The organism is Rhodovulum sp. FJ3 (genome assembly GCF_032918305.1).
In the GTDB taxonomy this organism is placed as follows: Bacteria; Pseudomonadota; Alphaproteobacteria; order Rhodobacterales; family Rhodobacteraceae; genus SAT37.
The window spans coordinates 1-21,254 of record NZ_JAWJUU010000004.1 but is presented as its reverse complement, the minus strand read 5'-3'; the positions used below and the strand labels follow the sequence as shown (position 1 = coordinate 21,254).

Sequence of the window (21,254 nt, the reverse complement as noted above, 5' to 3'; positions counted from 1 at the left end):
ATTTGGTTCTAAATTAGTCGTCACTGTCGTCCGGACGCGGTTCACGCGGCGGGCGGCCTACCACGTCCTTGAGTTCATACAGTTCGATGAAGTTGTCGGCCTGACGGCGCAACTCATCCGCGATCATCGGCGGTTGACTGCGGATGGTTGAGACGACCGAGACGCGCACGCCCTTGCGCTGAAGGCTTTCGACCAGCGGGCGGAAGTCGCCGTCGCCCGAGAACAGCACGATGTGATCCAGATGCGGAGCTAGCTCCATCGCATCGACGGTCAGCTCGATGTCCATATTTCCTTTGACTTTGCGGCGGCCCTGCGCGTCGGTGTATTCCTTGGCGGGCTTGGTCACCATGGTAAAGCCGTTGTAGTGCAACCAGTCGACAAGCGGTCGAATGGGCGAATATTCGTCGTTCTCCAGAAGCGCGGTGTAGTAGAAGGCGCGCAACAGTTTACCGCGACGCATGAACTCTTGGCGGAGCAGTTTATAGTCTACGTCGAACCCTAACGCCTTGGCAGCAGCATACAAATTCGAGCCGTCGATAAACAATGCCAGACGTTCGTCCCGGTAGAACATTGAAAATCCTTCCTACAAATAGTTCCGCTACAGAGTGAGTGGTGGCGCAAAAAGCTTAATATATATATTGCGGAACAAGTATTCGGATTAAGGGATGTAAGAAGGTGTCGCAACCCTCGTCGTGTCAACAATTTGACGATCACCTAATTGTGGCAATTGGCTCTAATGTGACCTCGACCTATGGCGGTCCGCGTCAAACGGTGCAAGCGGCCGTGGATGAGTTAGATCGCGCGCCATTCAAGTTGTTGAAAGTAAGCCGTTTTTACCAGACGCCCTGTTTCCCGAAAGGTGCAGGACCGGATTTTGTCAATGCTGCCGCGACCTTAGCCTTTCAGGGCGAACCCGATGCAGTTTTGCGTCACTTGCACGAAATTGAGGCCCGTTTTGGACGGGAAAGAGTGTCGCGATGGGGCGCCAGAACGTTGGATCTGGATCTGCTGGCTGTCGCAAGCCGCATTTTACCCGACGAAATTGTCCTGAAAAACTGGATGGAACTGTCGCCTAGGCGACAGTTGGAGGAGGCGCCGGATCAATTGATTCTGCCGCACCCTCGGTTGCACGAGCGCGGTTTCGTTCTGGTTCCGATGGCGGATGTTGCGCCTGACTGGGTTCATCCGATTCTCGGGCGCTCTGTTCAGCAGATGCTTGACGGTCTACCCGACGCTCAAAAGGCTGAAATACAGGCGATTTAGGCGGTTCGGGTTGGATTCCGGCCTTGTCAATATAAATCAGAAGGCATAGAAAGCGGTTTCTACTTCCCTGTTGGATTGGAGTGCACAATGGCCCGCGTGACGGTCGAAGATTGCGTTGACAAGGTTCCGAACCGGTTCGAACTGGTGATGCTTGCTGCCCATCGGGCGCGTGAGGTGTCGTCGGGTGCCGAACTGACCGTGGATCGTGACAACGACAAAAACCCCGTTGTTGCCCTGCGCGAGATTGCGGATGAAACCCAATCGGCGGCTGATCTGCGTGAGCGCATGATCGAGAGCAACCAGACCCAGATCGAGGTTGACGAGCCCGAAGAGGACGCCATGGCCCTGTTGATGGGTGGCGAGGCAGACAAGCCTGCGGACGATGATATGTCCGAAGAGAAGATGCTGCGCGCCCTGATGGAAGCACAGGGTCAGAAGTAATTGAACCACGCGGGGTGCCGCACGGGCGCCCCCGTTACTGGATGCGGACCGGATGCCGAAGATCGATGTCGAAGACCTGATCTCTCTGGTCCGCAATTATAACCCCAAGACAAACGAAGACCTGATCCGTCTTGCCTATGATTATGGCGAGCGGATGCACGATGGTCAGTTCCGTCAGTCTGGGGAGCCTTATTTCACCCATCCCGTTGCGGTTGCCGCCATCCTGACCGAGATGCGTCTGGATGATGCGACGATCATCACCGCGTTGCTGCACGACACGATCGAGGACACCAAATCCACCTATGGGGAATTGGTGGATCTGTTCGGCAAGGACGTCGCGGAACTGGTCGATGGGGTGACCAAGCTGACCAACCTTCAGCTGTCCTCGACCGAGACCAAACAGGCCGAGAACTTTCGCAAGCTGTTCATGGCGATGTCCAAGGACCTGCGGGTGATCTTGGTCAAGCTGGCCGACCGTCTGCACAATATGCGCACGATCAAATCCATGCGCGCCGAAAAGCAGGCCCAAAAGGCCCGCGAGACCATGGATATCTACGCCCCCCTTGCCGGTCGCATGGGGATGCAGTGGATGCGCGAAGAGCTTGAGGATCTGGCGTTCCGCGTATTGAACCCCGAGGGGCGCAATTCGATTATCCGTCGGTTCATCAACCTGCAAAAAGAGACGGGCGATGTGGTCGGCAAGATCACGCAGGACATTCGCCACGAGCTTGAAGAGGCGGAAATCGACGCCGACGTCTTTGGCCGCGCGAAAAAGCCCTATGGCATCTGGCGTAAGATGCGTGAAAAGCAGCAGGGCTTTTCCCGTCTGTCCGATATCTACGGTTTTCGCGTTATCACCAAGAACGAGAGCGATTGCTACCGCGTGCTGGGGGCGATCCACAGCCGGTGGCGCGCTGTACCTGGCCGGTTCAAAGACTATATCAGCCAGCCCAAAACCAACGGCTATCGCTCGATCCACACCACGGTGTCGGGGCGCGATGGTAAGCGGGTTGAGGTGCAGATCCGCACCCGCCAAATGCATGAGGTCGCCGAGGCGGGCGTCGCCGCGCACTGGTCCTATCGCGATGGTGTGCGCGCGGAAAACCCGTTCGCGGTTGATCCGGCGAAATGGCTGGCGACCCTGAACGAGAGCTTTGCAAACGCCGAGGATCACGATGAATTCCTCGAGCACGTCAAGCTTGAGATGTATTCGGATCAGGTGTTCTGCTTTACCCCCAAGGGCGATGTGATCAAGTTGCCCAAGGGTGCGACGCCGTTGGACTATGCCTATTCGATCCACACCCGCATCGGCGACAGCTGTGTGGGCGCCAAGGTCGACGGCATCCGAGTGCCCCTGTGGACGCGTCTGAAAAACGGCCAGTCGATCGAGATCATCACCGCCGAGGGTCAGCGCCCGCAGCCCACGTGGCTGGACATCGTTGTCACGGGCCGCGCCAAGGCCGCGATCCGCCGGTCCCTGCGCGAAGAGGACCGCGAACGGTTCATCAAGCTAGGCCGCGAATTGGCCCGTGTGGCGTTTGAGCACGTCGGCAAAAAGGCCACCGATAAGGCCCTGCGCACGGCGGCCAAAACCCTTGGCCTGTCCAGCGGGACCGAGGTCCTTGCCCGTTTGGGCAGTGCCGAGCTGCGCGCCGCGCAGGTGGTTGAGGCGCTTTATCCCGATCTGGCCACGTCCCAAGGGGATGAAATCACCGCCGAACGTGCTGTCGTCGGTCTCGACAGCGACAAGCAGGCCAACCGCGCCCAATGCTGTCAGCCGGTTCCGGGCGAGCGTATCGTCGGCATCACCTATCCTGGTCGCGGGGTCATGGTGCACGCCATTGATTGCCCCGCCTTGGCCGAGCTTGAGGACGAGACGGACCGCTGGATCGACGTGCACTGGCACTCGGGCAAACACCCCGCCATCTATAATGTGACCGTCAATGTGACGATCCGGAACGATGCAGGGGTTTTGGGGCGGATCTGCACCTTGATCGGTGAGCAGAAGGCCAATATCTCAGACATGCATTTCGCTGATCGAAAGTCCGATTTCTTCCGGCTGTTGATCGATATCGACATGCGCGACGTTGAACACCTGCATATGGTGATGACCGCGCTTGAGGCCGATACCGATGTGGCCGCGATTGACCGCTTTCGCGATGTGACACGCCAACCGTAATGCCAGAGGACGCAGACCTTGGTCTTTAAACGCCGCGAAAAACGATCTCTGTTAAAGCGTGCGGCGGATTTCATCTATCCCAAGGGCGGCTGGAGCCGCGCGTTCCATTACCTGCGTCACCGTGTACGGCGTTTGCCCGACAGTCCCCATCGTATTTCGCGCGGCATCTTTGCGGGCGTGTTTACCGCGTTCACCCCGTTTTACGGCGCGCATTTCCTTTTGGCGGCCTTGGTCGCCCGCGCGGTCAAGGGCAATGTCTGGGCCGCTCTGGCGGGGACATTTTTTGGCAATCCGCTGACCTACCTGCCGATTGGGGTTGTGTCCCTCAAGGTCGGGCATTTCATTTTGGGATCGCGCCCGCATGGGGATGTCGAGGCGTCGCTGATCGAGAAATTCACCAGCGCGGCGAATGATCTGTGGCGGAACTTCTTTGCCCTCTTCACGGATGCCGACGCGCATTGGGAAAATCTGTCGCGGTTCTTTGACGAGGTGTTCCTTCCCTATCTTGTTGGGGGTATTTTGCCGGGGATCGTTGCCGGTCTGGCGTGCTATTACCTCAGCCTGCCGGTGGTCTCGGCCTATCAGAAACACCGCGCGGCGCGCCTGCGCAAAAAGTTTCTGGCCCGCCGCGCCGCCGCCGCAGAAGGCAAGCCGACCAAGAAACCCTAGGGCCGCGTGCCCGCGCAAGGAAAGAGTGCGAAGATGTCAGAGACCGCGAACACCCCTCTGGGCAAGCTGCGTTTGGGCGTGAACATTGATCACGTGGCGACTGTGCGCAACGCGCGGGGCAGTGCCTATCCCGACCCGATCCGCGCCGCCAAGATTGCCGAGCAATCCGGTGCCGACGGCATCACCGCCCACCTGCGTGAGGATCGCCGCCACATCTCGGACGCCGATATTGAGGGTCTGATGGCGGAACTGACCCTGCCTCTGAACTTTGAGATGGCTGCGACGGCCGAGATGCAGGCGATTGCCCTGCGCCATAAACCGCATGCGGTCTGTATCGTCCCCGAAAAACGCGAAGAACGCACAACCGAGGGCGGGCTTGAGGTTGCCCGCGAAGAAAACAGTCTGGCCCATTTCATCGCGCCCCTGCGCGAGGCGGGTTGCCGCGTGTCGATCTTTATCGCCGCCGATCAGGCCCAGATCGAGGCCGCGGCGCGCATCGGGGCCGCCGTGATCGAATTGCACACCGGCGCCTATTGCGATCTGCACGCCGAGGGTAAGTTTGACGAGCGCGACGCCGAACTGGTCCGCCTGACCGAAATGGCCGCCTATGCGCATGAGTTGGGCCTAGAGGTGCACGCCGGTCATGGTCTGACCTACGACACCGTCGCCCCCATCGCCGCAATTCCGCAGGTGATGGAGCTGAACATCGGGCATTTCCTGATCGGTGAGGCGATTTTCACAGGCCTTCCCACGGCGATTGGCGAAATGCGCCGCCTGATGGATGACGCGCGCGTATGATCCTTGGTATCGGCAGCGATCTGGCGAATATCGAACGGATTCAGCGGGTGCTGGACCGGCATGGCGACCGGTTTAAAAACCGCGTTTTCACCGAGGTCGAACAGGCCAAGGCGAACCGCCGCCGCGATCAGGCGGGGACCTATGCCAAACGCTGGGCCGCGAAAGAGGCGTGTTCCAAGGCGCTTGGCACCGGTTTGGCCATGGGCATCTCGTGGAAAGACATGGCTGTCGCCAACCTAGAGACCGGCCAGCCCGTGATGCATGTGACCGGCTGGGCCAAAGAACGGCTGGCGAAAATGACCCCCGATGGTCATGAGGCGATCATCCATGTCACATTGACCGACGATCATCCGTGGGCTCAGGCCTTTGTCGTGATTGAGGCGCGGCCTTTGGCTTGACTCTGCGGGGCCGGATGCCCAAGAAACAAACACCTTTAGTGGCAGGAAAGATTATGGCGGCGAAAGCAAATAACGACGGCGGTATCGTCGAAACCATCAAGACAATTGTCTATGCCTTGTTGATTGCGGGTGTGTTCCGCACCCTGTTCTTTCAGCCCTTCTGGATCCCGTCGGGGTCGATGAAAGACACGCTGTTGATTGGCGATTTCCTGTTCGTCAACAAAATGGCCTATGGCTATTCGCAATATTCCTGCCCGTTCTCCATGTGCCCGATTGAGGGTCGCCTGTTCGCGTCCGAGCCCGAGCGCGGGGATGTCGTCGTATTCCGTCACCCGACCAATGGCACCGATTATATCAAACGCCTGATCGGCCTGCCGGGTGACACGATCCAAATCGTGAATGGCCAGATCATCCTGAATGGCACCCCCGTGCCCCAAGTGCCGGATGGGCAGTTCATTGAGACCTACGCGAAGCAAGGTCCCGTGGGCCGTGAGCCCGAGTGCAAGGCTCCGGTTGGCGACGGTGGCGATTGCGTCAAGGACCGCTATGTCGAAACCCTGCCCAACGGCGTCAGCTACAGCGTCCTGGACATACGTGAGCGTCAGTTCACGGACAACACGGACCTGTTTACCGTGCCCGAAGGCCATTATTTCTTTATGGGTGACAACCGCGACAACAGCCAAGATAGCCGTGTTTCGCAACTGGCTGGTGGGGTTGGCATGTTGCCCGGCGAATATCTGATCGGTCGTGCGGACCGCATCATGTTCTCGTCTGCTGGCCGGTCCTTGTTCTTCTTTTGGACGTGGCGCAGCGATCGTTTCTTTAAGGCGGTCGAGTGAAACTATCTGCGGAACTCAAAGCATTCTCTGACCGGTTGGGCCATGATTTCGCCCAGCCGGAATTGCTGATCCGTGCCCTGACGCATCCGTCGATTTCGGGGCCAAGCCGTCCTGATAACCAACGTCTGGAATTTCTCGGTGACCGCGTTCTTGGCCTGTCGATGGCCGACGCCTTGTTCGCCGCCGATAAAACGGCAAGCGAAGGGCAGCTTGCCCCGCGGTTCAACGCCCTCGTGCGCAAGGAAACCTGTGCCGAAGTCGCGCGCGAGATTGATCTTGGCGCGGTGCTGAAACTGGGTCGTTCGGAAATGATGTCGGGCGGGCGGCGCAAACAGGCGTTGCTTGGCGACGCGATGGAGGCGGTGATTGCCGCCGTCTATCTGGACGCAGGGTTTGAAACGGCCAAGGAATTGGTTTTGCGTTTGTGGGGCGAACGGGTCCACAATGTCGAGGATGACGCGCGCGACCCCAAGACCGTGCTGCAGGAATGGGCGCAGGCCCGCAAACAAAAACCGCCCCGCTATGGCGAGGTATCGCGTTCGGGTCCCGATCATGCCCCGAATTTCACAATTGAGGTGACCTTGGACAGCGGCCAGTCCGCCCAAGCCACCGCCGGATCCAAGCGCAAGGCCGAACAGGCCGCCGCCGAGGTCCTGCTGAGCAAACTGGAGGCCAAGGATGGCTGACACTCGCGCGGGCTTTGTCGCCCTGATTGGTGAGCCGAACGCCGGCAAATCCACCCTGACCAACCGCATGGTCGGTGCCAAAGTGTCCATCGTGACGCATAAGGTGCAAACGACCCGCGCCCGCATCCGTGGCGTGGCGTTGGAAGGGGATTCCCAGATCGTGTTTGTCGACACGCCCGGTCTGTTCCGTCCGCGCCGCCGTCTGGACCGCGCGATGGTCGCCGCCGCATGGGGTGGGGCCGCCGACGCCGATATCGTGGTTCTGTTGATCGAGGCCCATCGCGGCATCACCGACGGGGTCAACGCGATCATCGACGCGCTGAACGAACGGGTGACGCCGAACCAGACGGTCGCCTTGGCCATCAACAAGATCGACCGCGTCAAGGCCGAGGTTCTGTTGGATCTGTCGGCCAAGCTGAACGAGGCCTATCCGTTCGCGCAGACCTTTATGATCTCGGCCGAACGTGGCTATGGCGTGGATGACCTGCGGGAATGGCTGGCCGAGCGTCTGCCCGAGGGGCCGTGGCTCTATCCCGAGGATCAGATCGCCGATCTGCCGATGCGTATGATCGCGGCCGAGATGACGCGCGAAAAGCTGACCCTGCGTTTGCATCAGGAACTGCCCTATCAGTTGACCGTCGAGACCGAGAAATGGGAAGAGCGCAAAGACGGCTCGGCCCGCATTGATCAGATCATTTATGTCGCCAGAGATGGGCATAAGGGCATCGTTCTGGGCAACAAGGGTGAGACGATCAAGGCCGTGTCCAAGGCCGCGCGCGAAGAGCTTGAGACATTTCTGGATCGCAAAGTGCACCTGTTTTTGCAGGTCAAAGTGCGTCCGAACTGGCTTGAGGAGTCTGAGCGCTATTCCGAAATGGGGCTGGATTTCCGCGACGGGAACTAGGGGGTCCGATGGCCCGACTGGCCGCAGAATTCTGGGTTCAGGCCTATCTGGCGCGGTTGCGGTTGGTGGATATTCCGGCCTTTGTCGTGGCGCGCGGGGATGACGTTGCCGGTAGTGTTCTGGTCAAGCAATCCACGCTGGACGGGCAGGCGGCCCTCTATGAACGCCGGTTTGATCTGATGAGCGGGGATCGCGTATGGGACTGTGTCATCAGTGGCCCCGAGGGCGACGTCGATCAGACCATCACCCGCCAGCGCGCCAATGATCCGGACCTCTGGGTGATTGAGGTCGAGGACCGGCAGGGGCGGCATTTGTTGGATCAGGACGGTTTGGCATAGGGGGCGACAGCGGTGGAATGGCGCGATGAGGGCATAATTCTAAGCGCACGCCGCCATGGCGAAACCTCGGCCATTGTTGATCTGTTCACGCCCGCGCATGGGCGGCACATGGGTGTCGTGCGCGGAGGCGCATCGCGTCGGTTCGCGCCGATCCTGCAACCAGGGGGACAAGTGTCCGTTACGTGGCGCGCGCGGCTTGAAGATCATATCGGCAGTTTCACCGTGGAACCGATCCGCCAGCGTGCGGATATCCTGAACGATCGCCTTGGTCTTGCGGGGCTGAACGCGCTGACGTCGTTGTTGTCCTTTGCCCTGCCCGAACGCGAACCGTACCCCGCATTTTATGCCCAGACCGAGACCCTGTTCGATCTGTTGACCCACGGGGACGCATGGCCGTTGGCCTATCTCCGGTGGGAGGTTGAGTTGCTGGACCAGCTTGGCTTTGGGCTTGAGCTGAACAAATGCGCGGTGACGGGGTCGCGGGATGATCTGGCCTATGTGTCCCCGAAATCGGGGCGCGCCGTTAGCCGTGATGCCGCGGGCGACTGGGCGCCGCGATTGCTGCCCTTGCCGCAATGTCTGTTGGGGCAGGGGGCGGTGACGGCCAAGGACATCCGCGATGGCCTGAGCATGACGGGCTATTTCATCGAAAATCGGCTTGCCCCCGCATTGGGGGACAAGCCGTTACCAGAAGCGCGCCAGCGTCTGATCGACGCCTTGGCGCGATATGAGTGACGCCTAGCCCAGCAGGCGGCGCGCGATGACCTGTGCCTGAATTTCGGCAGCACCTTCAAAGATGTTCAGGATACGCGCGTCACACAGGATGCGGCTGATCTGATATTCCAATGCAAAGCCGTTGCCACCGTGAATTTGCAGCGCGTTATCGGCGCTGGCCCATGCGACACGGGCGCCCAACAGTTTGGCCATACCCGCCTCAACGTCACAGCGACGGTCGTTGTCTTTTTCCCACGCGCTGAAATAGGTCAGCTGACGCGCGATCATGATTTCCACCGCCATCATCGCCAACTTGCCCGCCACACGGGGGAAGTTGATCAGGGACTGACCGAATTGCTTGCGGTCGATGGCATATTGCATGCCGGTTTCCAGCGCGCTTTGCGCAACGCCGATGGCGCGTGCGGCGGTCTGGATGCGGGCGCTTTCAAAGGTCTGCATCAGCTGTTTAAAGCCCTGACCCTCTTCGCCACCCAGCAGGTTCTCGCCTTTGACCTTGAACCCGTCAAAGCCCAGCTCGTATTCCTTCATGCCGCGATAGCCCAGAACCTCAATCTCGCCACCGGTCATGTTCGGCGTGGGGAACGGGTCCTCATCCGTGCCGGGGGTTTTCTCGGCGAGGAACATCGACAGACCCTTGTAGTTGTCGGTGTTCGGGTCGGTGCGCGCCAACAGGGTCATCACGTGGGTGCGGGCGGCGTGGGTGATCCACGTTTTGTTGCCAGTGATCTCATAATCGCCGTCCTCGGTTTTAACCGCGCGGGTGCGCAGGCTGCCGAGGTCGGAACCGGTGTTCGGCTCGGTAAAGACGGCGGTGGGCAGGATTTCCGCGCTGGCCAGTTTCGGCAGCCAGTTGTTCTTCTGCTCGTCCGTGCCGCCGCACAGGATCAGTTCGGCGGCGATCTCGGAGCGGGTGCCAAGACTGCCAACGCCAATGTAACCGCGCGACAGTTCTTCGGACACAACAACCATCGACGCCTTGCTCAGGCCAAAGCCGCCGAATTCCTCGGGGATGGTCAGGCCGAACACGCCCATTTCGGCCAGTTCCTCGATGATTTCCATCGGGATCAGTTCGTCTTTGAGGTGCCATTCGTGGGCATGAGGAACCACGCGTTCGTCGGCAAAGCGGCGGAACTGTTCGCGGATCATCTCAAGCTCTTCGTCCAGACCGCTGGCCCCGACGGTCGCGAACGAGTTGTCCTGCATCAGGTCAACCAGACGGCCACGGGCGGCTTGGGTGTTGCCGCTTGCGATCAGGGTGTTGATCTCGGGCGTGTCCAGAACGGCCTGATCGGCGGCGTCCAGACCGATGTCGGACAGGCGCACGATCTCGTTCTGGCTCATCATGATGCCGCCACGGATCTGGGCCAGATATTCGCCGAACGCGATTTGCAGCAGCAGCTGTTCGATCTCGCCGAACTTGCCTTCACCGGACAGTTTCGCGGCCCATTTGTTCATCTGGCGCAGCGATTCAACATAGGTCGCCAGCCATGCCAGACCGTGTGCGGCGTGCTGGTTTTCCTCGACCTTGCCGCCCGAGACGCGGCCATCGACGGTGACGATCGCGCGCAGGCGTTCGATTGCGGTGTTCAGTACGGTTTCGGTCGGCGCAACAGCGGCAGCAGTCAGCGCAACAAGATCGGTCAGTACAGCGTTTTCGGTCATAGCGCGGGGCATATCCTGTCCATCGTGGGGCATCGGTGGCTCCTTTTCTGCGGTTCACACGGATGTAGTCTCTTTGCAGGTGCAGCGCAACAATAATTCAAATGAAACATGCCAATTGAAGCAATCTGTCGCGGCTATTTATTGCGGTGCAGCACCGTAAAAGTGCGATATAGCTCGGGAAAAAGGCGGACCACCCATGATTCATGAGACTTTCGGACTATCCCCCGCGCTTTTCGGGCTTGCAGTGATGGTGACCTTTGTTGCGGGGCTGGTCAAAGGGGTAGTGGGATTCGCTATGCCTATGATCATGATTTCCGGCTTGTCGACGTTTTTGCCCGCGCCGACCGCGCTGGCGACACTGATTCTGGCAACGGTTCTGACCAATCTGGCGCAGGCGCTGCGCCTTGGGCCGGATGTTGCGGTGCAGATGGTGCGCAAATACTGGCGGTTTATCGGGGCGATGATGGTGATGATCGCGGTCTCGGCGCCGTTGGTGCCCGATCTGCCCTATTGGCTGATGTACCTGATCATCGGCGGCGGCATCGTGGTGTTTGTCCTCAGCCAACTGACAGGTCGTCCCTTGGTGCGCCCGTCCGAAAACCGCAACCGGCATGAGGTGATCATTGGCGCGGTGGCGGGGTTCTTTGGTGGCGTGTCGGGCGTGTGGGGTCCGCCGTTGGTGGCCTACCTGCTGACCTATAACACCGAAAAGCGCGAGATGATTTTGGTGCAGGGGGTGGTATTCCTGATCGGCGGCGTGATCCTGACCGCGTCGCATTTCGGGTCGGGTGTGCTGAACGCGGCGACCCTGCCGCTTGCCGTTGTGATGATCGCGCCGGCCTTTGCGGGGCTGTGGGTCGGCTTTCGCATTCAGGACCGGATCAACCTTATCTTGTTTCGCAAGCTGACCCTGATTGTGTTGCTGATTGCGGGGGTGAACCTGCTGCGCAAGGGGATCATGGGGTAACGAAAAAGGCGGCCACTAGGGCCGCCTGATCCATGTTCGTGAGTGGATAAAACTTAGCCGATTGCGGCGGCTTTGACGTCTTCGTCGATAAACGGCACGTATTGCGCAAAGTTATCAGCGAACATTTCGACCAGTTTCTTGGCCTGAACGTCATAGGCGGCCTGATCGTCCCACGTGCGGCGCGGGTCCAGCAGAACCTCGGCAACGCCGTCGACCTTGACCGGTACGTCAAAGCCAAAGTTCGGATCCTTGCGGAAGGTCGCGCTGTTCAGCGAACCGTCCAGAGCCGCGTGCAGCAGCGCGCGGGTTGCCTTGATCGGCATACGCGAGCCGGTGCCATATGCGCCACCGGTCCAACCGGTGTTCACCAGCCAGCAGGTCGCGCCGTGCTTGGCGATCTTTTCGCGCAGCAGGTTGCCATAGGCCTCGGGGCGACGCGGCATGAACGGTGCGCCAAAGCAGGTGCTGAAGGTGGGCTCGGGCTCGGTCACGCCTTTTTCGGTGCCAGCGACCTTGGAGGTAAAGCCCGACAGGAAGTGATACATCGCCTGCGCCGGCGTCAGACGCGCGATCGGAGGCAGAACGCCAAACGCGTCACAGGTCAGCATGATGATGTTTTTCGGGTGACCACCCAGCGAGGTGTCCGACGCGTTGGAGATATAGTCCAGCGGGTAGGCGCAACGCATGTTTGCGGTCAGGCTGTCGTCCTCGAAGTCCAGTTCTTTGGTCTCGGGGTCGAACACCATGTTCTCGATGACGGTGCCGAATTTCTGCGTGGTGGCATAGATTTCCGGCTCGGCCTCGGCGGACAGGTTGATGGTTTTGGCATAGCAGCCACCTTCGAAGTTGAAGGTGCCACGATCCGACCAACCGTGCTCGTCATCACCGATCAGAACGCGCTCGGGATCGGCGGACAGGGTGGTTTTACCGGTGCCCGACAGGCCAAAGAACACAGCCGTATCGACGGGGTTGCCGATTGCGTGGTTGGCCGAGCAGTGCATCGCCATCACGCCTTTGCCCGGCAGGATGTAGTTCAGCAGGGTAAAGACCGATTTCTTGTTCTCACCTGCGTATTCGGTGCCGCCGATCAGGATGACCTTTTTATCAAAGTTCAGCGCGATCACCGTGCCCGAACGACAGCCGTGTTTTTCAGGGTCGGCCTTGAAGCTGGGGCAGTTGATGATGGTGAACTCGGGGGCAAACGTGTCCAGCTCTTCGCGCGAGGGACGGCGCAGCAGGTGACGGATGAACAGACCATGCCATGCCAGTTCGGTCACCATACGCACGTCCAGACGGTGTTCGGGGTCAGCGCCGCCAAACAGGTCCTGAACGAAATAATCACGGCCCTTCATGTGCTCCAGCATGTCGTCATACAGCTGGTCAAACGCGGCGGGCTCCATCGGTTTGTTGTTTTCCCACCAGATGCTGTCTTCGACAGAGGAGGTGCGAACAACAAACTTGTCCTTGGGCGAACGACCGGTGTGCTCACCGGTGGAAACGAGGAACGTGCCCCCCTGACCCAAAGTGCCTTCTTCGCGTTTCAGGGCCGCCTCAACCAAGGCGGGCTCCATGAGGTTATAATAGACCTGGCCCAGCCCTGCGATTCCCTGATCTTCCAAGCGCTGCGAGGGGTTTACCCGTCCAGTTGTCATATTGTTTGCTCCTGTCGCCGTCCGCCTTATGCGGCCGATTATGGATTTAGGCTAGCGGCACCTCTAACGCCGCTACCCGCCGGAGGGCGGGTGCTGCCTATTATCATGCGGACCGAAAGAAGAAATAGGACCCTAGCAGTACGTTTGCGCTAACCTGCCGTGGTTTAGCGCAACCGGAGTCCGTCGCAGGATCGAATTTGTGACCTGGTAACCAAAATTCGACGGAATTGCCGTCAGATGCGACAGGTGATTCGCAGTTATCGGTTGATTCGTTTGGTGAAAGTCGGGACAATGAGGCAAAAATTGGGCATTGAGCAGTATAAAGGGATTTCTCCCATGTCACGGATCGCACTTGTCGATGACGATCGGAATATTTTGACCTCGGTCTCTATGACGCTTGAGGCAGAGGGCTTCGAAGTCGAAACATATAATGACGGCCAATCTGCGCTGGACGCTTTTAACAAGCGCCTGCCCGATATGGCCGTACTGGACATCAAGATGCCGCGCATGGACGGCATGGATCTGTTGCAGCGGTTGCGCCAGAAAACCTCGATGCCGGTGATTTTCCTGACCTCCAAGGATGACGAGATTGATGAGGTTCTGGGCCTGCGGATGGGCGCGGATGACTACGTCAAAAAACCGTTCTCCCAACGTCTGCTGGTCGAACGCATCCGCGCGCTGTTGCGCCGCCAAGAGGTGATCTCGGGCGATGTCGGTCCGGTCACCGAAGAGACCAAGGTCCTTGAACGTGGTGATCTGGTCATGGATCCCCTGCGCCACAGCGTGACGTGGAAGGGCAAGGATGTGTCCCTGACCGTGACAGAATTCCTTTTGCTACAGGCACTTGCCCAACGTCCCGGCTTTGTCAAAAGCCGCGATCAGTTGATGGATGTGGCCTATGACGATCAGGTCTATGTCGACGACCGCACCATCGACAGTCACATCAAACGTCTGCGCAAAAAGATGCGTCAGGCCGACGGTGATTTTTCGGCGATCGAGACCCTCTATGGGATCGGCTATCGCTATAACGAAGAATAAGCCGCGACGCGTTGGGCTCGAAGCAGGATAAACATATGCGGGACACCGGACAGGAACGTGGTGGCGTTGTGGTATTGGGGGACGACTGGGTCGTTCCCGCACAGGCCGACCGCGCGTTGCTTGATCAACGCAAGAAACGGGGCTGGATTTCCCTGAACCGCTCGCCGTTGGCCCGCAAGATCATCACCTTCAATCTGGTCGGGCTTTTTGTTCTGTTGGCGGGGGTTCTGTACCTTGATCCGGGGCGGGACAGCATGCTGCGGCAACGCGCCTCTGCCTTTGTCAGTCAGGCTGAATTGATCGCCGATGTGTTTGAGGCCCGCCTGTCCGCGACGGGCGCGCCCACCCTGTCCGCCGATCAGGCCGACGACGCCAGCCAGACGATGAGCGGTCTGGATTTGCCTCAAGGTTTGCAGGTGGTTCTGTTCTCGGCAAACGGTGAACTGGTCGCGACGTCCGAAGGTCTGGTTCCGCGCGTGATCCTGCCCGAAAATGGGGCCGAGCGTTCGACGATTATCACCGATTTCTTGAACACCGTGGTTGAGGGCGTCCTAAGCACAAGCGCGCGCCGCCAAACGGACGGGAACACCGCCGGAACCGTGGCGAACGTCAAGGAACTGGCCAACGTTGTTGCGCGTGAGGGGACGATCCTGCGCTCGGGTGCGGATGGCAATGGCAAGAACGTCTTTACGGTCGTCACGCCGGTCGAAGTGAACGGGACCTTCGCCGGTGCGGTCGGTTTGATTTCGGCCGCAGGTGAGGTTGATGAGATCATCCGCGCCGAACGTGAACAGGTCTATCAGATGTTCGTGGTCGCCATTCTGGTGTCGGTGGGCCTGTCTTTGGTTCTGGCAAGCACGATTGCGAACCCGCTCTCCGATTTGGCCACCGCCGCCGAGGTGGGGCGCGAAAAGAACGCACGCAAACTCAGCCCCAGCCGCGTTCGCATTCCCGATCTATCGGGCCGCCCGGATGAGATTGGCCGCCTGTCGGGGGCACTGCGCGGGATGGTGACGGCCCTTTACGACCGGATCGACGCGAACGAACAATTCGCCGCCGATGTCGCGCATGAAATCAAGAACCCGCTGGCGTCGCTGCGCTCGGCTGTGGGAACGCTGCATCTGGCGAAAACCGATGAACAGCGCAAGAAACTGCTGGATGTGATCGAACATGACGTGCGTCGTCTGGACCGTCTGGTCAGCGACATCTCGAACGCCTCGCGTCTGGACAGCGAACTGGTCAAGGAAGAAGAAGAATCCTTTGATCTGATCAAGCTGGTGTCGAACCTGTCGGAATATCTGGGCAATGAGGCGCGGTCGAAAGGTGTCGATTTCATCTCTGACCTGCCCGCCGATCCCATTCAAATTCATGGGCTTGAGGCGCGTTTGGCACAGGTGTTCGTGAACCTGATCACCAACGCGGTATCCTTTTGTGAGGACGGCGATGCGGTGCGCATTTGGGCGCGGCGCCGCGATAACCGCGTTCTGGTCGTGGTCGAAGACACCGGTCCGGGCATTCCCGAACAGGCGCTGAACAAGATTTTCAACCGCTTCTATTCCGAACGTCCCGTGGGGCAGTTCGGCAATCACTCGGGCCTTGGTCTGGCGATCTCGAAGCAGATCGTTGAGGCGCATGGCGGCGTGATCTGGGCCGAAAACATCCGTCCCACCGACGCCGATGTGACGTCCGATCCGCTGGGCGCGCGGTTTGTCGTCGGTCTGCCGATCTAAGCGCGGGACGGGGCGATGCCGGACATCATGGCCCCGAGTGAGACCCTCCATGCAAGCTGTGTCGCGGTCGCTGGGCGCGGTGTTCTAATCCTCGGGGATGCGGGGGCGGGGAAGTCCTCGCTTGCGCTGCAATTGATGGCCTATGGCGCGGTTCTGGTCGCCGATGATCGGACCACTCTGACCGTGCGCGATGGCACGCTGTGGGCTACCTGTCCTCCGACGATCCGTGGCGTGATTGAGGCGCGTGGCGTGGGTCTGTTGCATGCGACCACGTTGCCCAAAGTCGCGGTTGATCTGGTCGTCGATCTGAACCAACCTGAGGTCGAGCGTTTGCCCGATCCCTGTGAGACGACGATCTTGGATATTTCCGTACCTCTTCAACGCCATGTCGACACGCCTGCCTTTGCCGCGGCGATTTTGCAGCGCGTCAAACAGGGGCGATTTGCATGAGTGACCGGACCGCGCCATATCGTCTTGTCCTCGTGACGGGACCGTCGGGCGCGGGGCGCTCAACCGCCCTGCATACGTTTGAGGATCTGGGGTACGAGACGATCGATAACCTGCCGTTCTCTCTGGTCCCACGCTTGTTTGCCGAAGGGATCAGTGGCCCGCCCATGGCGCTTGGCCTTGATACGCGGAACCGCGAGTTCAGCGCCGTTGCAATGTTCGATCTGATCGCGCAACTGCGCGCGCGGGCCGATCTGGCGGTCGAGGTTCTGTATCTGGATTGTGCCAGCGACGTCCTGGTGCGCCGGTATTCCGAAACCCGCCGCCGCCACCCTCTGGCACCGGCGGAGAGCCCGTCAGACGGCATTGCGCGCGAACTGGATATCCTTGGCACGGTGAAACCACTGGCCGATTGCCTGATCGATACCAGCGATCTGACCATTCACGACCTCAAGGCCGAGGTGAAACGCCTTTATTCCCGTGAAGAGGGGCCACAGCTCGCTGTGTCGGTGCATTCCTTTTCCTACAAGCGCGGGGTGCCGCGAGGGGCGGACATGGTGTTTGATTGCCGGTTCCTGCGTAACCCCTATTGGCAGCCCGATTTGCGCCGCCTGAACGGGCAGGACGCGCGCGTAGCCACCTATGTGGGCGAGGACCCGCGATTCGATCCGTTCTTTGATAAAGTTCTGGATTTGACGCTGCTGCTGTTACCTGCCTACCTTGATGAGGGTAAATCGCACCTTTCAATCGCCTTTGGGTGCACCGGCGGGCAACACCGTTCCGTCACTGTTGCGGAAAAACTGTGTGTTGCGCTTGCAGATGCCGGTTGGCGGGTGTCTAAAAGGCATCGGGAATTAGAACGGCAGGCGTCGCAAAGCGGGGCCAACCAAATGGGGAAAACTGCGTGATCGGCATTGTGATCGTAGCGCATGGCGGTCTCGCCAGAGAATATCTATCTGCGGTGGAACACGTTGTGGGCCGCCAGACGGGTATTCGTGCCATCACTATAGAGGCCGATCATGACAGGTCGGTGAAACAGACCGAAATCGCGCAGGCCGCCGATGACGTGGATCAGGGCGACGGCGTGGTTGTTGTCACCGATATGTTTGGCGGCTCGCCCTCGAACCTGTCGCTGAGGGCCTGTGATCAAGATAATCGCAAAATCCTGTACGGTGCGAATTTGCCCATGCTGATCAAGCTGGCCAAATCGCGCGGCCTGAGCGTCGATGACGCGGTGCAACAGGCGCTGGTTGCGGGGCGCAAATATATCAACAGTTTCGACGGGCATCCGGGTTAAGCACATGGCAGACATGGTTTTGGACATCATCAACGAAAAGGGCCTGCACGCGCGGGCCTCGGCCAAATTCGTGGAAACGGTCGAATCGTTTGATGCCCGCGCCGAGGTCGCCAGAGACGGGATGAGTGCGTCAGGTGATTCAATCATGGGTTTATTGATGCTGGCTGCATCAAAAGGCACCCAGATTGAGGTCACGACATCGGGAAATGATGCGGATCAGTTGGCGAATGCCCTTCGGGTGCTTGTCGCGGACCGTTTCGGCGAAGAATATTGATCCGATCACTCGGACCGGATGAGAGACGTTTTGGCCAAGACTGCGGACAACGCCCCGATCGACCAGACAGAGGTCGAGCCCTATGACAAGCGTCGCCTGTCCTACGCCAACACGTTTGAGAATCCGGTTCAGGCGACGATCATCCGTACGATGGAATGGCTGACCGGCAAGATCACCTTGCTGCGTCTGATCCGAGAATATGAACGGGGTGAGCGGACACTGGGACAGGCGTTCTGGGGCCGTGCGCTTGAATTGCTGGACATCCCTCTGACAACGCCGGATGAGCAAATCGCGCAAATTCCGAAAACCGGCCCCGTTGTTATTGTGGCCAATCATCCGCACGGCTTGGTCGATGGCATGGTTCTGGCCGAACTGGTGGGGCGTGTCCGTACGGATTACAAAATCCTGACCCGCGCGATCCTGACTGGCGCGGATGAGGTTGACCCGTTCGTTATTCCCGTCCCCTTTCCGCATGAGGCGGATGCGCGCGAACGGAACCTAGAGATGCGCAAACGCGCGATGTCGCACCTAAAGGGCGGCGGTGTCGTGGTTATTTTCCCGTCGGGCGCAGTCGCCAATAGCGAGACGTTTTTCGGCCCCGCCGAAGAGGCCGAGTGGAACCCGTTCACCGCCAAGATGATCCAACGTTCGGGCGCGGTGGTGGTGCCGGTCCGATTTCCCGGTCAGAATTCCCGCGCGTATTTGATCGCGAACAAGCTGTCCGCGACCCTGCGTCAGGGGCTGTTGATCCATGAGGTCGTGCATGCCCGCCATAAACCACAGGCCCCGATCGTCGGCCCCGTAATCGGGCGCGACGAGATCGAAAGCTGGTCCACGAATTCGCGAGGGTTTATGGCGTGGCTGCGGGAAAAGACCCTGTCGCTTTAGCGGGTTGGGACCGGCGTTTCGCCGCGATAATCATAGAAGCCCCGCTGGGTTTTGCGGCCCAGCCAACCGGCCTCGACATACTTGGTCAGCAAGGGGCAGGGGCGGTATTTCGTATCCGCCAGACCGTCGTGCAGCACGTTCATGATCGCCAAACAGGTGTCCAACCCGATAAAATCGGCAAGCTCTAGCGGACCCATCGGATGGTTCGCGCCAAGGCGCATGGACCGGTCGATGCTTTCGACATTCCCGACGCCCTCATACAGGGTGTACACCGCCTCGTTGATCATCGGCATCAGGATCCGGTTCACGATAAAGGCCGGAAAATCCTCGGCGCTGGCCGCGGTTTTCCCAAGGTTCGCCACCACCTTGTGACAGGCGGCAAAGGTTTCTTCATCCGTCGCAATCCCGCGGATCAGTTCGACCAGTTGCATCACCGGCACGGGGTTCATGAAATGAAAGCCCATAAATTTCTCGGGCCGGTCGGTGCGGCTGGCCAGACGGGTGATGGAAATCGACGAGGTGTTCGAGGTCAGGATCGTCGTCGGTTTCAGATGCGGCAGTAGGTCTTCAAAGATCGCGGCCTTGACGGTTTCACGCTCGGTCGCGGCTTCAATGATCAGATCGGTTTGACCCAGCTCGGGCAGTTGCAGGGTTGTCTTGATGCGGGCAAGGGCGTCCGCCTTGGCCTCGGCGGTGATCTTGTCGCGCGAGACTTGGCGCTCAAGGTTCTTGCCGATCAGGGCCACAGCGTTGTTCAGGCTATCCTGTGAGATATCGTTCAACATCACGTCATATCCGGCCAAGGCCATCACATGGGCGATGCCGTTCCCCATCTGACCTGCGCCGATCACACCGATTGATTTGATATCCATGGTTCTTCCTTACCCTCGTGTGGGGTGACCTTAGGTCCGATGCCGACTTTGGTGCAAGATAGAACCCTACGACGCAATTTCATAAAAATTGCGGTTTAGCATTTTGATAAGGCTCCCCGCCCCACTCTGGCCTTGGGTGAATCGAAATAGAGTGGGTGAGACCATGTTTCAGAGAACAGGTGCGGGTGCACTTGATTACTTTCCATGTCGGTATGGTGCGTCGAAACTGCTGTTACGGGGACCAAAACGACGGCCAGCGAAACAATATTGCGCCGTGATCGGTGGCACGGAAACATACGGCAAGTTCGTCGAAATTCCCTATCCAAAGCGTCTGGAAGAGCGAATCGCGCAGCAGGTGATCAACCTTGGCTGTCCGGGCGCGGGGATTGATGCATTTTTGCATGACCCGACGCTTCTTGATCTGTGCCAAAAAGCCGAAGTCGTGATTGTACAGGCGATGGGGGCCCAGAATATGAGCAACCGATTCTACTCGGTGCATCCGCGGCGCAATGATCGATTTATCCGTGCCTCAGCCACGATGAAAGCGGTGTTTCACGACGTTGATTTCACCGAATTCAGCTTTACCCGCCATATGCTCAGCCGTCTGCGCGTCTTGGCACCGGATCGCTATCAGATGGTCGAGGATGAGTTGAAAACCGCATGGGTCGCGCGGATGAAGCTATTGGCCAATCAACTGCCCGAGCACAGCATTCTGTTGCACCTGCGTGGTGGAATGGACGCGGCGGGATTGGGGCAGGAACCCTTGTTTATCAGCGCAGAGATGATCGAGCAGGTCGCGGGCAGCTTCGGCAATGTTGTGACCGTTGAGCCTAGCGAGGCCGCCTTACAGGTCGGGACACGCGGCATGATCTTTGATCCGATGGAGGCCCCCGCCGCCTCAGGCCTGCCCGGTGTTGCGGTGCACGATGAGGTCGCCGATGCCCTGATGCCGCTTGTATCCGTGCGGTGGGCCGCGTGATCCAAACGAAAAAGGCCCGCCAAACCGGCGGGCCTTTTCTATCTCTATCGCAGTGGCGGTTTAGCCCAGCTTTTCTGTGAGTTCTGGGACTGCTTCGAAGAGGTCTGCGACGAGGCCGTAGTCTGCGACTTGGAAGATGGGGGCCTCTTCGTCTTTGTTGATGGCGACGATGATCTTGCTGTCTTTCATGCCTGCAAG

General features: G+C 59.3%; 24 protein-coding genes and 1 pseudogene. 20 read left to right on the top strand and 5 right to left on the bottom strand.

Annotated elements, in window-relative coordinates:
- Positions 1 to 13: 13 nt before the first annotated feature.
- Positions 14 to 571, bottom strand: coding sequence for an NYN domain-containing protein (locus tag R1W00_RS11820; RefSeq protein ID WP_317262954.1), 558 nt, complete (start codon positions 569 to 571; stop codon positions 14 to 16).
- Between the two features lie 104 nt (positions 572 to 675).
- Here R1W00_RS11820 and folK point away from each other — a divergent pair, with 104 nt between their 5' ends.
- The 11 genes from folK (at position 676) to recO (ending at position 9,250) form a co-directional block, all read left to right on the top strand.
- Positions 676 to 1,263, top strand: a complete 588-nt coding sequence (gene folK / locus R1W00_RS11815; protein WP_317262953.1) for a 2-amino-4-hydroxy-6-hydroxymethyldihydropteridine diphosphokinase — start codon at positions 676 to 678, stop codon at positions 1,261 to 1,263.
- Positions 1,264 to 1,350: 87 nt separating this feature from the next.
- Entirely contained in the window at positions 1,351 to 1,704 is a 354-nt protein-coding gene (rpoZ, locus tag R1W00_RS11810; RefSeq protein ID WP_317262952.1) for a DNA-directed RNA polymerase subunit omega, read from the top strand.
- A 52-nt stretch (positions 1,705 to 1,756) separates the two neighbouring features.
- On the top strand, positions 1,757 to 3,883 hold the full coding sequence (locus tag R1W00_RS11805) for a bifunctional (p)ppGpp synthetase/guanosine-3',5'-bis(diphosphate) 3'-pyrophosphohydrolase (protein WP_317262951.1): 2,127 nt from the start codon (positions 1,757 to 1,759) through the stop codon (positions 3,881 to 3,883).
- A gap of 18 nt (positions 3,884 to 3,901) precedes the next feature.
- Positions 3,902 to 4,552, top strand: coding sequence for a DUF2062 domain-containing protein (locus tag R1W00_RS11800; protein WP_317262950.1), 651 nt, complete (start codon positions 3,902 to 3,904; stop codon positions 4,550 to 4,552).
- Positions 4,553 to 4,585: 33 nt separating this feature from the next.
- On the top strand, positions 4,586 to 5,350 hold the full coding sequence (locus R1W00_RS11795; RefSeq protein ID WP_317262949.1) for a pyridoxine 5'-phosphate synthase: 765 nt from the start codon (positions 4,586 to 4,588) through the stop codon (positions 5,348 to 5,350).
- Positions 5,347 to 5,748 carry a holo-ACP synthase gene (acpS, locus tag R1W00_RS11790; protein ID WP_317262948.1) on the top strand — a complete coding sequence of 134 codons (402 nt, stop codon included), beginning with the start codon at positions 5,347 to 5,349 and terminating at the stop codon, positions 5,746 to 5,748. The genes R1W00_RS11795 and acpS overlap by 4 nt, the downstream gene beginning before the upstream one ends.
- Before the next feature lie 53 nt (positions 5,749 to 5,801).
- Positions 5,802 to 6,587: a signal peptidase I gene (gene lepB / locus R1W00_RS11785; protein WP_317262947.1), complete on the top strand. Its 786-nt coding sequence runs from the start codon at positions 5,802 to 5,804 to the stop codon at positions 6,585 to 6,587.
- A complete protein-coding gene (gene rnc / locus R1W00_RS11780) occupies positions 6,584 to 7,273 on the top strand; it encodes a ribonuclease III (protein ID WP_317262946.1) in 690 nt (229 codons plus the stop codon). The genes lepB and rnc overlap by 4 nt, the downstream gene beginning before the upstream one ends.
- Entirely contained in the window at positions 7,266 to 8,177 is a 912-nt protein-coding gene (gene era / locus R1W00_RS11775; RefSeq protein ID WP_317262945.1) for a GTPase Era, read from the top strand. Before rnc ends, era begins: the two co-directional genes overlap by 8 nt.
- Positions 8,178 to 8,185: 8 nt before the next feature.
- On the top strand, positions 8,186 to 8,515 hold the full coding sequence (locus tag R1W00_RS11770) for a DUF1491 family protein (RefSeq protein WP_317262944.1): 330 nt from the start codon (positions 8,186 to 8,188) through the stop codon (positions 8,513 to 8,515).
- Between the two features lie 12 nt (positions 8,516 to 8,527).
- Complete coding sequence (gene recO, locus R1W00_RS11765; RefSeq protein ID WP_317262943.1) at positions 8,528 to 9,250, top strand: DNA repair protein RecO; 723 nt, start codon at positions 8,528 to 8,530, stop codon at positions 9,248 to 9,250.
- A 3-nt stretch (positions 9,251 to 9,253) separates the two neighbouring features.
- Here recO and R1W00_RS11760 read toward each other — a convergent pair whose 3' ends face one another.
- A complete protein-coding gene (locus tag R1W00_RS11760; protein WP_317262942.1) occupies positions 9,254 to 10,945 on the bottom strand; it encodes an acyl-CoA dehydrogenase family protein in 1,692 nt (563 codons plus the stop codon).
- Between the two features lie 163 nt (positions 10,946 to 11,108).
- Between R1W00_RS11760 and R1W00_RS11755 the strand changes: the two genes are divergently transcribed.
- Positions 11,109 to 11,879 (top strand): sulfite exporter TauE/SafE family protein, encoded by a 771-nt coding sequence (locus R1W00_RS11755; RefSeq protein WP_317262941.1) that lies wholly within the window; start codon positions 11,109 to 11,111, stop codon positions 11,877 to 11,879.
- 53 nt (positions 11,880 to 11,932) lie between these two features.
- Here R1W00_RS11755 and R1W00_RS11750 read toward each other — a convergent pair whose 3' ends face one another.
- Positions 11,933 to 13,531 (bottom strand): phosphoenolpyruvate carboxykinase, encoded by a 1,599-nt coding sequence (locus tag R1W00_RS11750; protein ID WP_317262940.1) that lies wholly within the window; start codon positions 13,529 to 13,531, stop codon positions 11,933 to 11,935.
- Between the two features lie 336 nt (positions 13,532 to 13,867).
- Here R1W00_RS11750 and R1W00_RS11745 point away from each other — a divergent pair, with 336 nt between their 5' ends.
- From R1W00_RS11745 to R1W00_RS11715, 7 genes are read left to right on the top strand one after another with little or no spacing between them, the layout of a single operon-like run.
- Entirely contained in the window at positions 13,868 to 14,569 is a 702-nt protein-coding gene (locus R1W00_RS11745; protein WP_317262939.1) for a response regulator transcription factor, read from the top strand.
- A gap of 35 nt (positions 14,570 to 14,604) precedes the next feature.
- Positions 14,605 to 16,299 carry a sensor histidine kinase gene (locus R1W00_RS11740; protein ID WP_317262938.1) on the top strand — a complete coding sequence of 565 codons (1,695 nt, stop codon included), beginning with the start codon at positions 14,605 to 14,607 and terminating at the stop codon, positions 16,297 to 16,299.
- 15 nt (positions 16,300 to 16,314) lie between these two features.
- On the top strand, positions 16,315 to 16,749 hold the full coding sequence (locus tag R1W00_RS11735; protein ID WP_317262937.1) for an HPr kinase/phosphatase C-terminal domain-containing protein: 435 nt from the start codon (positions 16,315 to 16,317) through the stop codon (positions 16,747 to 16,749).
- Entirely contained in the window at positions 16,746 to 17,654 is a 909-nt protein-coding gene (gene rapZ, locus R1W00_RS11730) for an RNase adapter RapZ (RefSeq protein ID WP_317262936.1), read from the top strand. The genes R1W00_RS11735 and rapZ overlap by 4 nt, the downstream gene beginning before the upstream one ends.
- On the top strand, positions 17,651 to 18,043 hold the full coding sequence (locus tag R1W00_RS11725; RefSeq protein ID WP_317262935.1) for a PTS fructose transporter subunit IIA: 393 nt from the start codon (positions 17,651 to 17,653) through the stop codon (positions 18,041 to 18,043). Before rapZ ends, R1W00_RS11725 begins: the two co-directional genes overlap by 4 nt.
- Before the next feature lie 4 nt (positions 18,044 to 18,047).
- On the top strand, positions 18,048 to 18,317 hold the full coding sequence (locus R1W00_RS11720; protein ID WP_317262934.1) for an HPr family phosphocarrier protein: 270 nt from the start codon (positions 18,048 to 18,050) through the stop codon (positions 18,315 to 18,317).
- 18 nt (positions 18,318 to 18,335) lie between these two features.
- Entirely contained in the window at positions 18,336 to 19,205 is an 870-nt protein-coding gene (locus R1W00_RS11715; RefSeq protein WP_410901551.1) for a lysophospholipid acyltransferase family protein, read from the top strand.
- Here R1W00_RS11715 and R1W00_RS11710 read toward each other — a convergent pair.
- Positions 19,202 to 20,077 carry a 3-hydroxybutyryl-CoA dehydrogenase gene (locus tag R1W00_RS11710; RefSeq protein WP_317262932.1) on the bottom strand — a complete coding sequence of 292 codons (876 nt, stop codon included), beginning with the start codon at positions 20,075 to 20,077 and terminating at the stop codon, positions 19,202 to 19,204. The two genes, R1W00_RS11715 and R1W00_RS11710, sit on opposite strands and share 4 nt — an antisense overlap.
- A gap of 163 nt (positions 20,078 to 20,240) precedes the next feature.
- Between R1W00_RS11710 and R1W00_RS11705 the strand changes: the two genes are divergently transcribed.
- Positions 20,241 to 21,056, top strand: coding sequence for a DUF6473 family protein (locus R1W00_RS11705; protein ID WP_317262931.1), 816 nt, complete (start codon positions 20,241 to 20,243; stop codon positions 21,054 to 21,056).
- Between the two features lie 60 nt (positions 21,057 to 21,116).
- Here R1W00_RS11705 and R1W00_RS11700 read toward each other — a convergent pair.
- Positions 21,117 to 21,254 (bottom strand): annotated as a pseudogene (locus R1W00_RS11700) (electron transfer flavoprotein subunit alpha/FixB family protein); the annotation flags it as partial.

Bases quoted from the DNA above. Each gene is read 5' to 3' on its own strand.
- R1W00_RS11820 (WP_317262954.1), bottom strand. From the start codon at position 571: ATGTTCTACCGGGACGAACGTCTGGCATTGTTTATCGACGGCTCGAAT.
- rpoZ (WP_317262952.1), top strand. From the start codon at position 1,351: ATGGCCCGCGTGACGGTCGAAGATTGCGTTGACAAGGTTCCGAACCGG.
- R1W00_RS11805 (WP_317262951.1), top strand. From the start codon at position 1,757: ATGCCGAAGATCGATGTCGAAGACCTGATCTCTCTGGTCCGCAATTAT.
- R1W00_RS11795 (WP_317262949.1), top strand. From the start codon at position 4,586: ATGTCAGAGACCGCGAACACCCCTCTGGGCAAGCTGCGTTTGGGCGTG.
- acpS (WP_317262948.1), top strand. From the start codon at position 5,347: ATGATCCTTGGTATCGGCAGCGATCTGGCGAATATCGAACGGATTCAG.
- lepB (WP_317262947.1), top strand. From the start codon at position 5,802: ATGGCGGCGAAAGCAAATAACGACGGCGGTATCGTCGAAACCATCAAG.
- era (WP_317262945.1), top strand. From the start codon at position 7,266: ATGGCTGACACTCGCGCGGGCTTTGTCGCCCTGATTGGTGAGCCGAAC.
- R1W00_RS11770 (WP_317262944.1), top strand. From the start codon at position 8,186: ATGGCCCGACTGGCCGCAGAATTCTGGGTTCAGGCCTATCTGGCGCGG.
- R1W00_RS11760 (WP_317262942.1), bottom strand. From the start codon at position 10,945: ATGCCCCACGATGGACAGGATATGCCCCGCGCTATGACCGAAAACGCT.
- R1W00_RS11755 (WP_317262941.1), top strand. From the start codon at position 11,109: ATGATTCATGAGACTTTCGGACTATCCCCCGCGCTTTTCGGGCTTGCA.
- R1W00_RS11750 (WP_317262940.1), bottom strand. From the start codon at position 13,531: ATGACAACTGGACGGGTAAACCCCTCGCAGCGCTTGGAAGATCAGGGA.
- R1W00_RS11745 (WP_317262939.1), top strand. From the start codon at position 13,868: ATGTCACGGATCGCACTTGTCGATGACGATCGGAATATTTTGACCTCG.
- R1W00_RS11740 (WP_317262938.1), top strand. From the start codon at position 14,605: ATGCGGGACACCGGACAGGAACGTGGTGGCGTTGTGGTATTGGGGGAC.
- R1W00_RS11735 (WP_317262937.1), top strand. From the start codon at position 16,315: ATGCCGGACATCATGGCCCCGAGTGAGACCCTCCATGCAAGCTGTGTC.
- rapZ (WP_317262936.1), top strand. From the start codon at position 16,746: ATGAGTGACCGGACCGCGCCATATCGTCTTGTCCTCGTGACGGGACCG.
- R1W00_RS11720 (WP_317262934.1), top strand. From the start codon at position 18,048: ATGGCAGACATGGTTTTGGACATCATCAACGAAAAGGGCCTGCACGCG.
- R1W00_RS11715 (WP_410901551.1), top strand. From the start codon at position 18,336: ATGAGAGACGTTTTGGCCAAGACTGCGGACAACGCCCCGATCGACCAG.
- R1W00_RS11710 (WP_317262932.1), bottom strand. From the start codon at position 20,077: ATGGATATCAAATCAATCGGTGTGATCGGCGCAGGTCAGATGGGGAAC.
- R1W00_RS11705 (WP_317262931.1), top strand. From the start codon at position 20,241: ATGTTTCAGAGAACAGGTGCGGGTGCACTTGATTACTTTCCATGTCGG.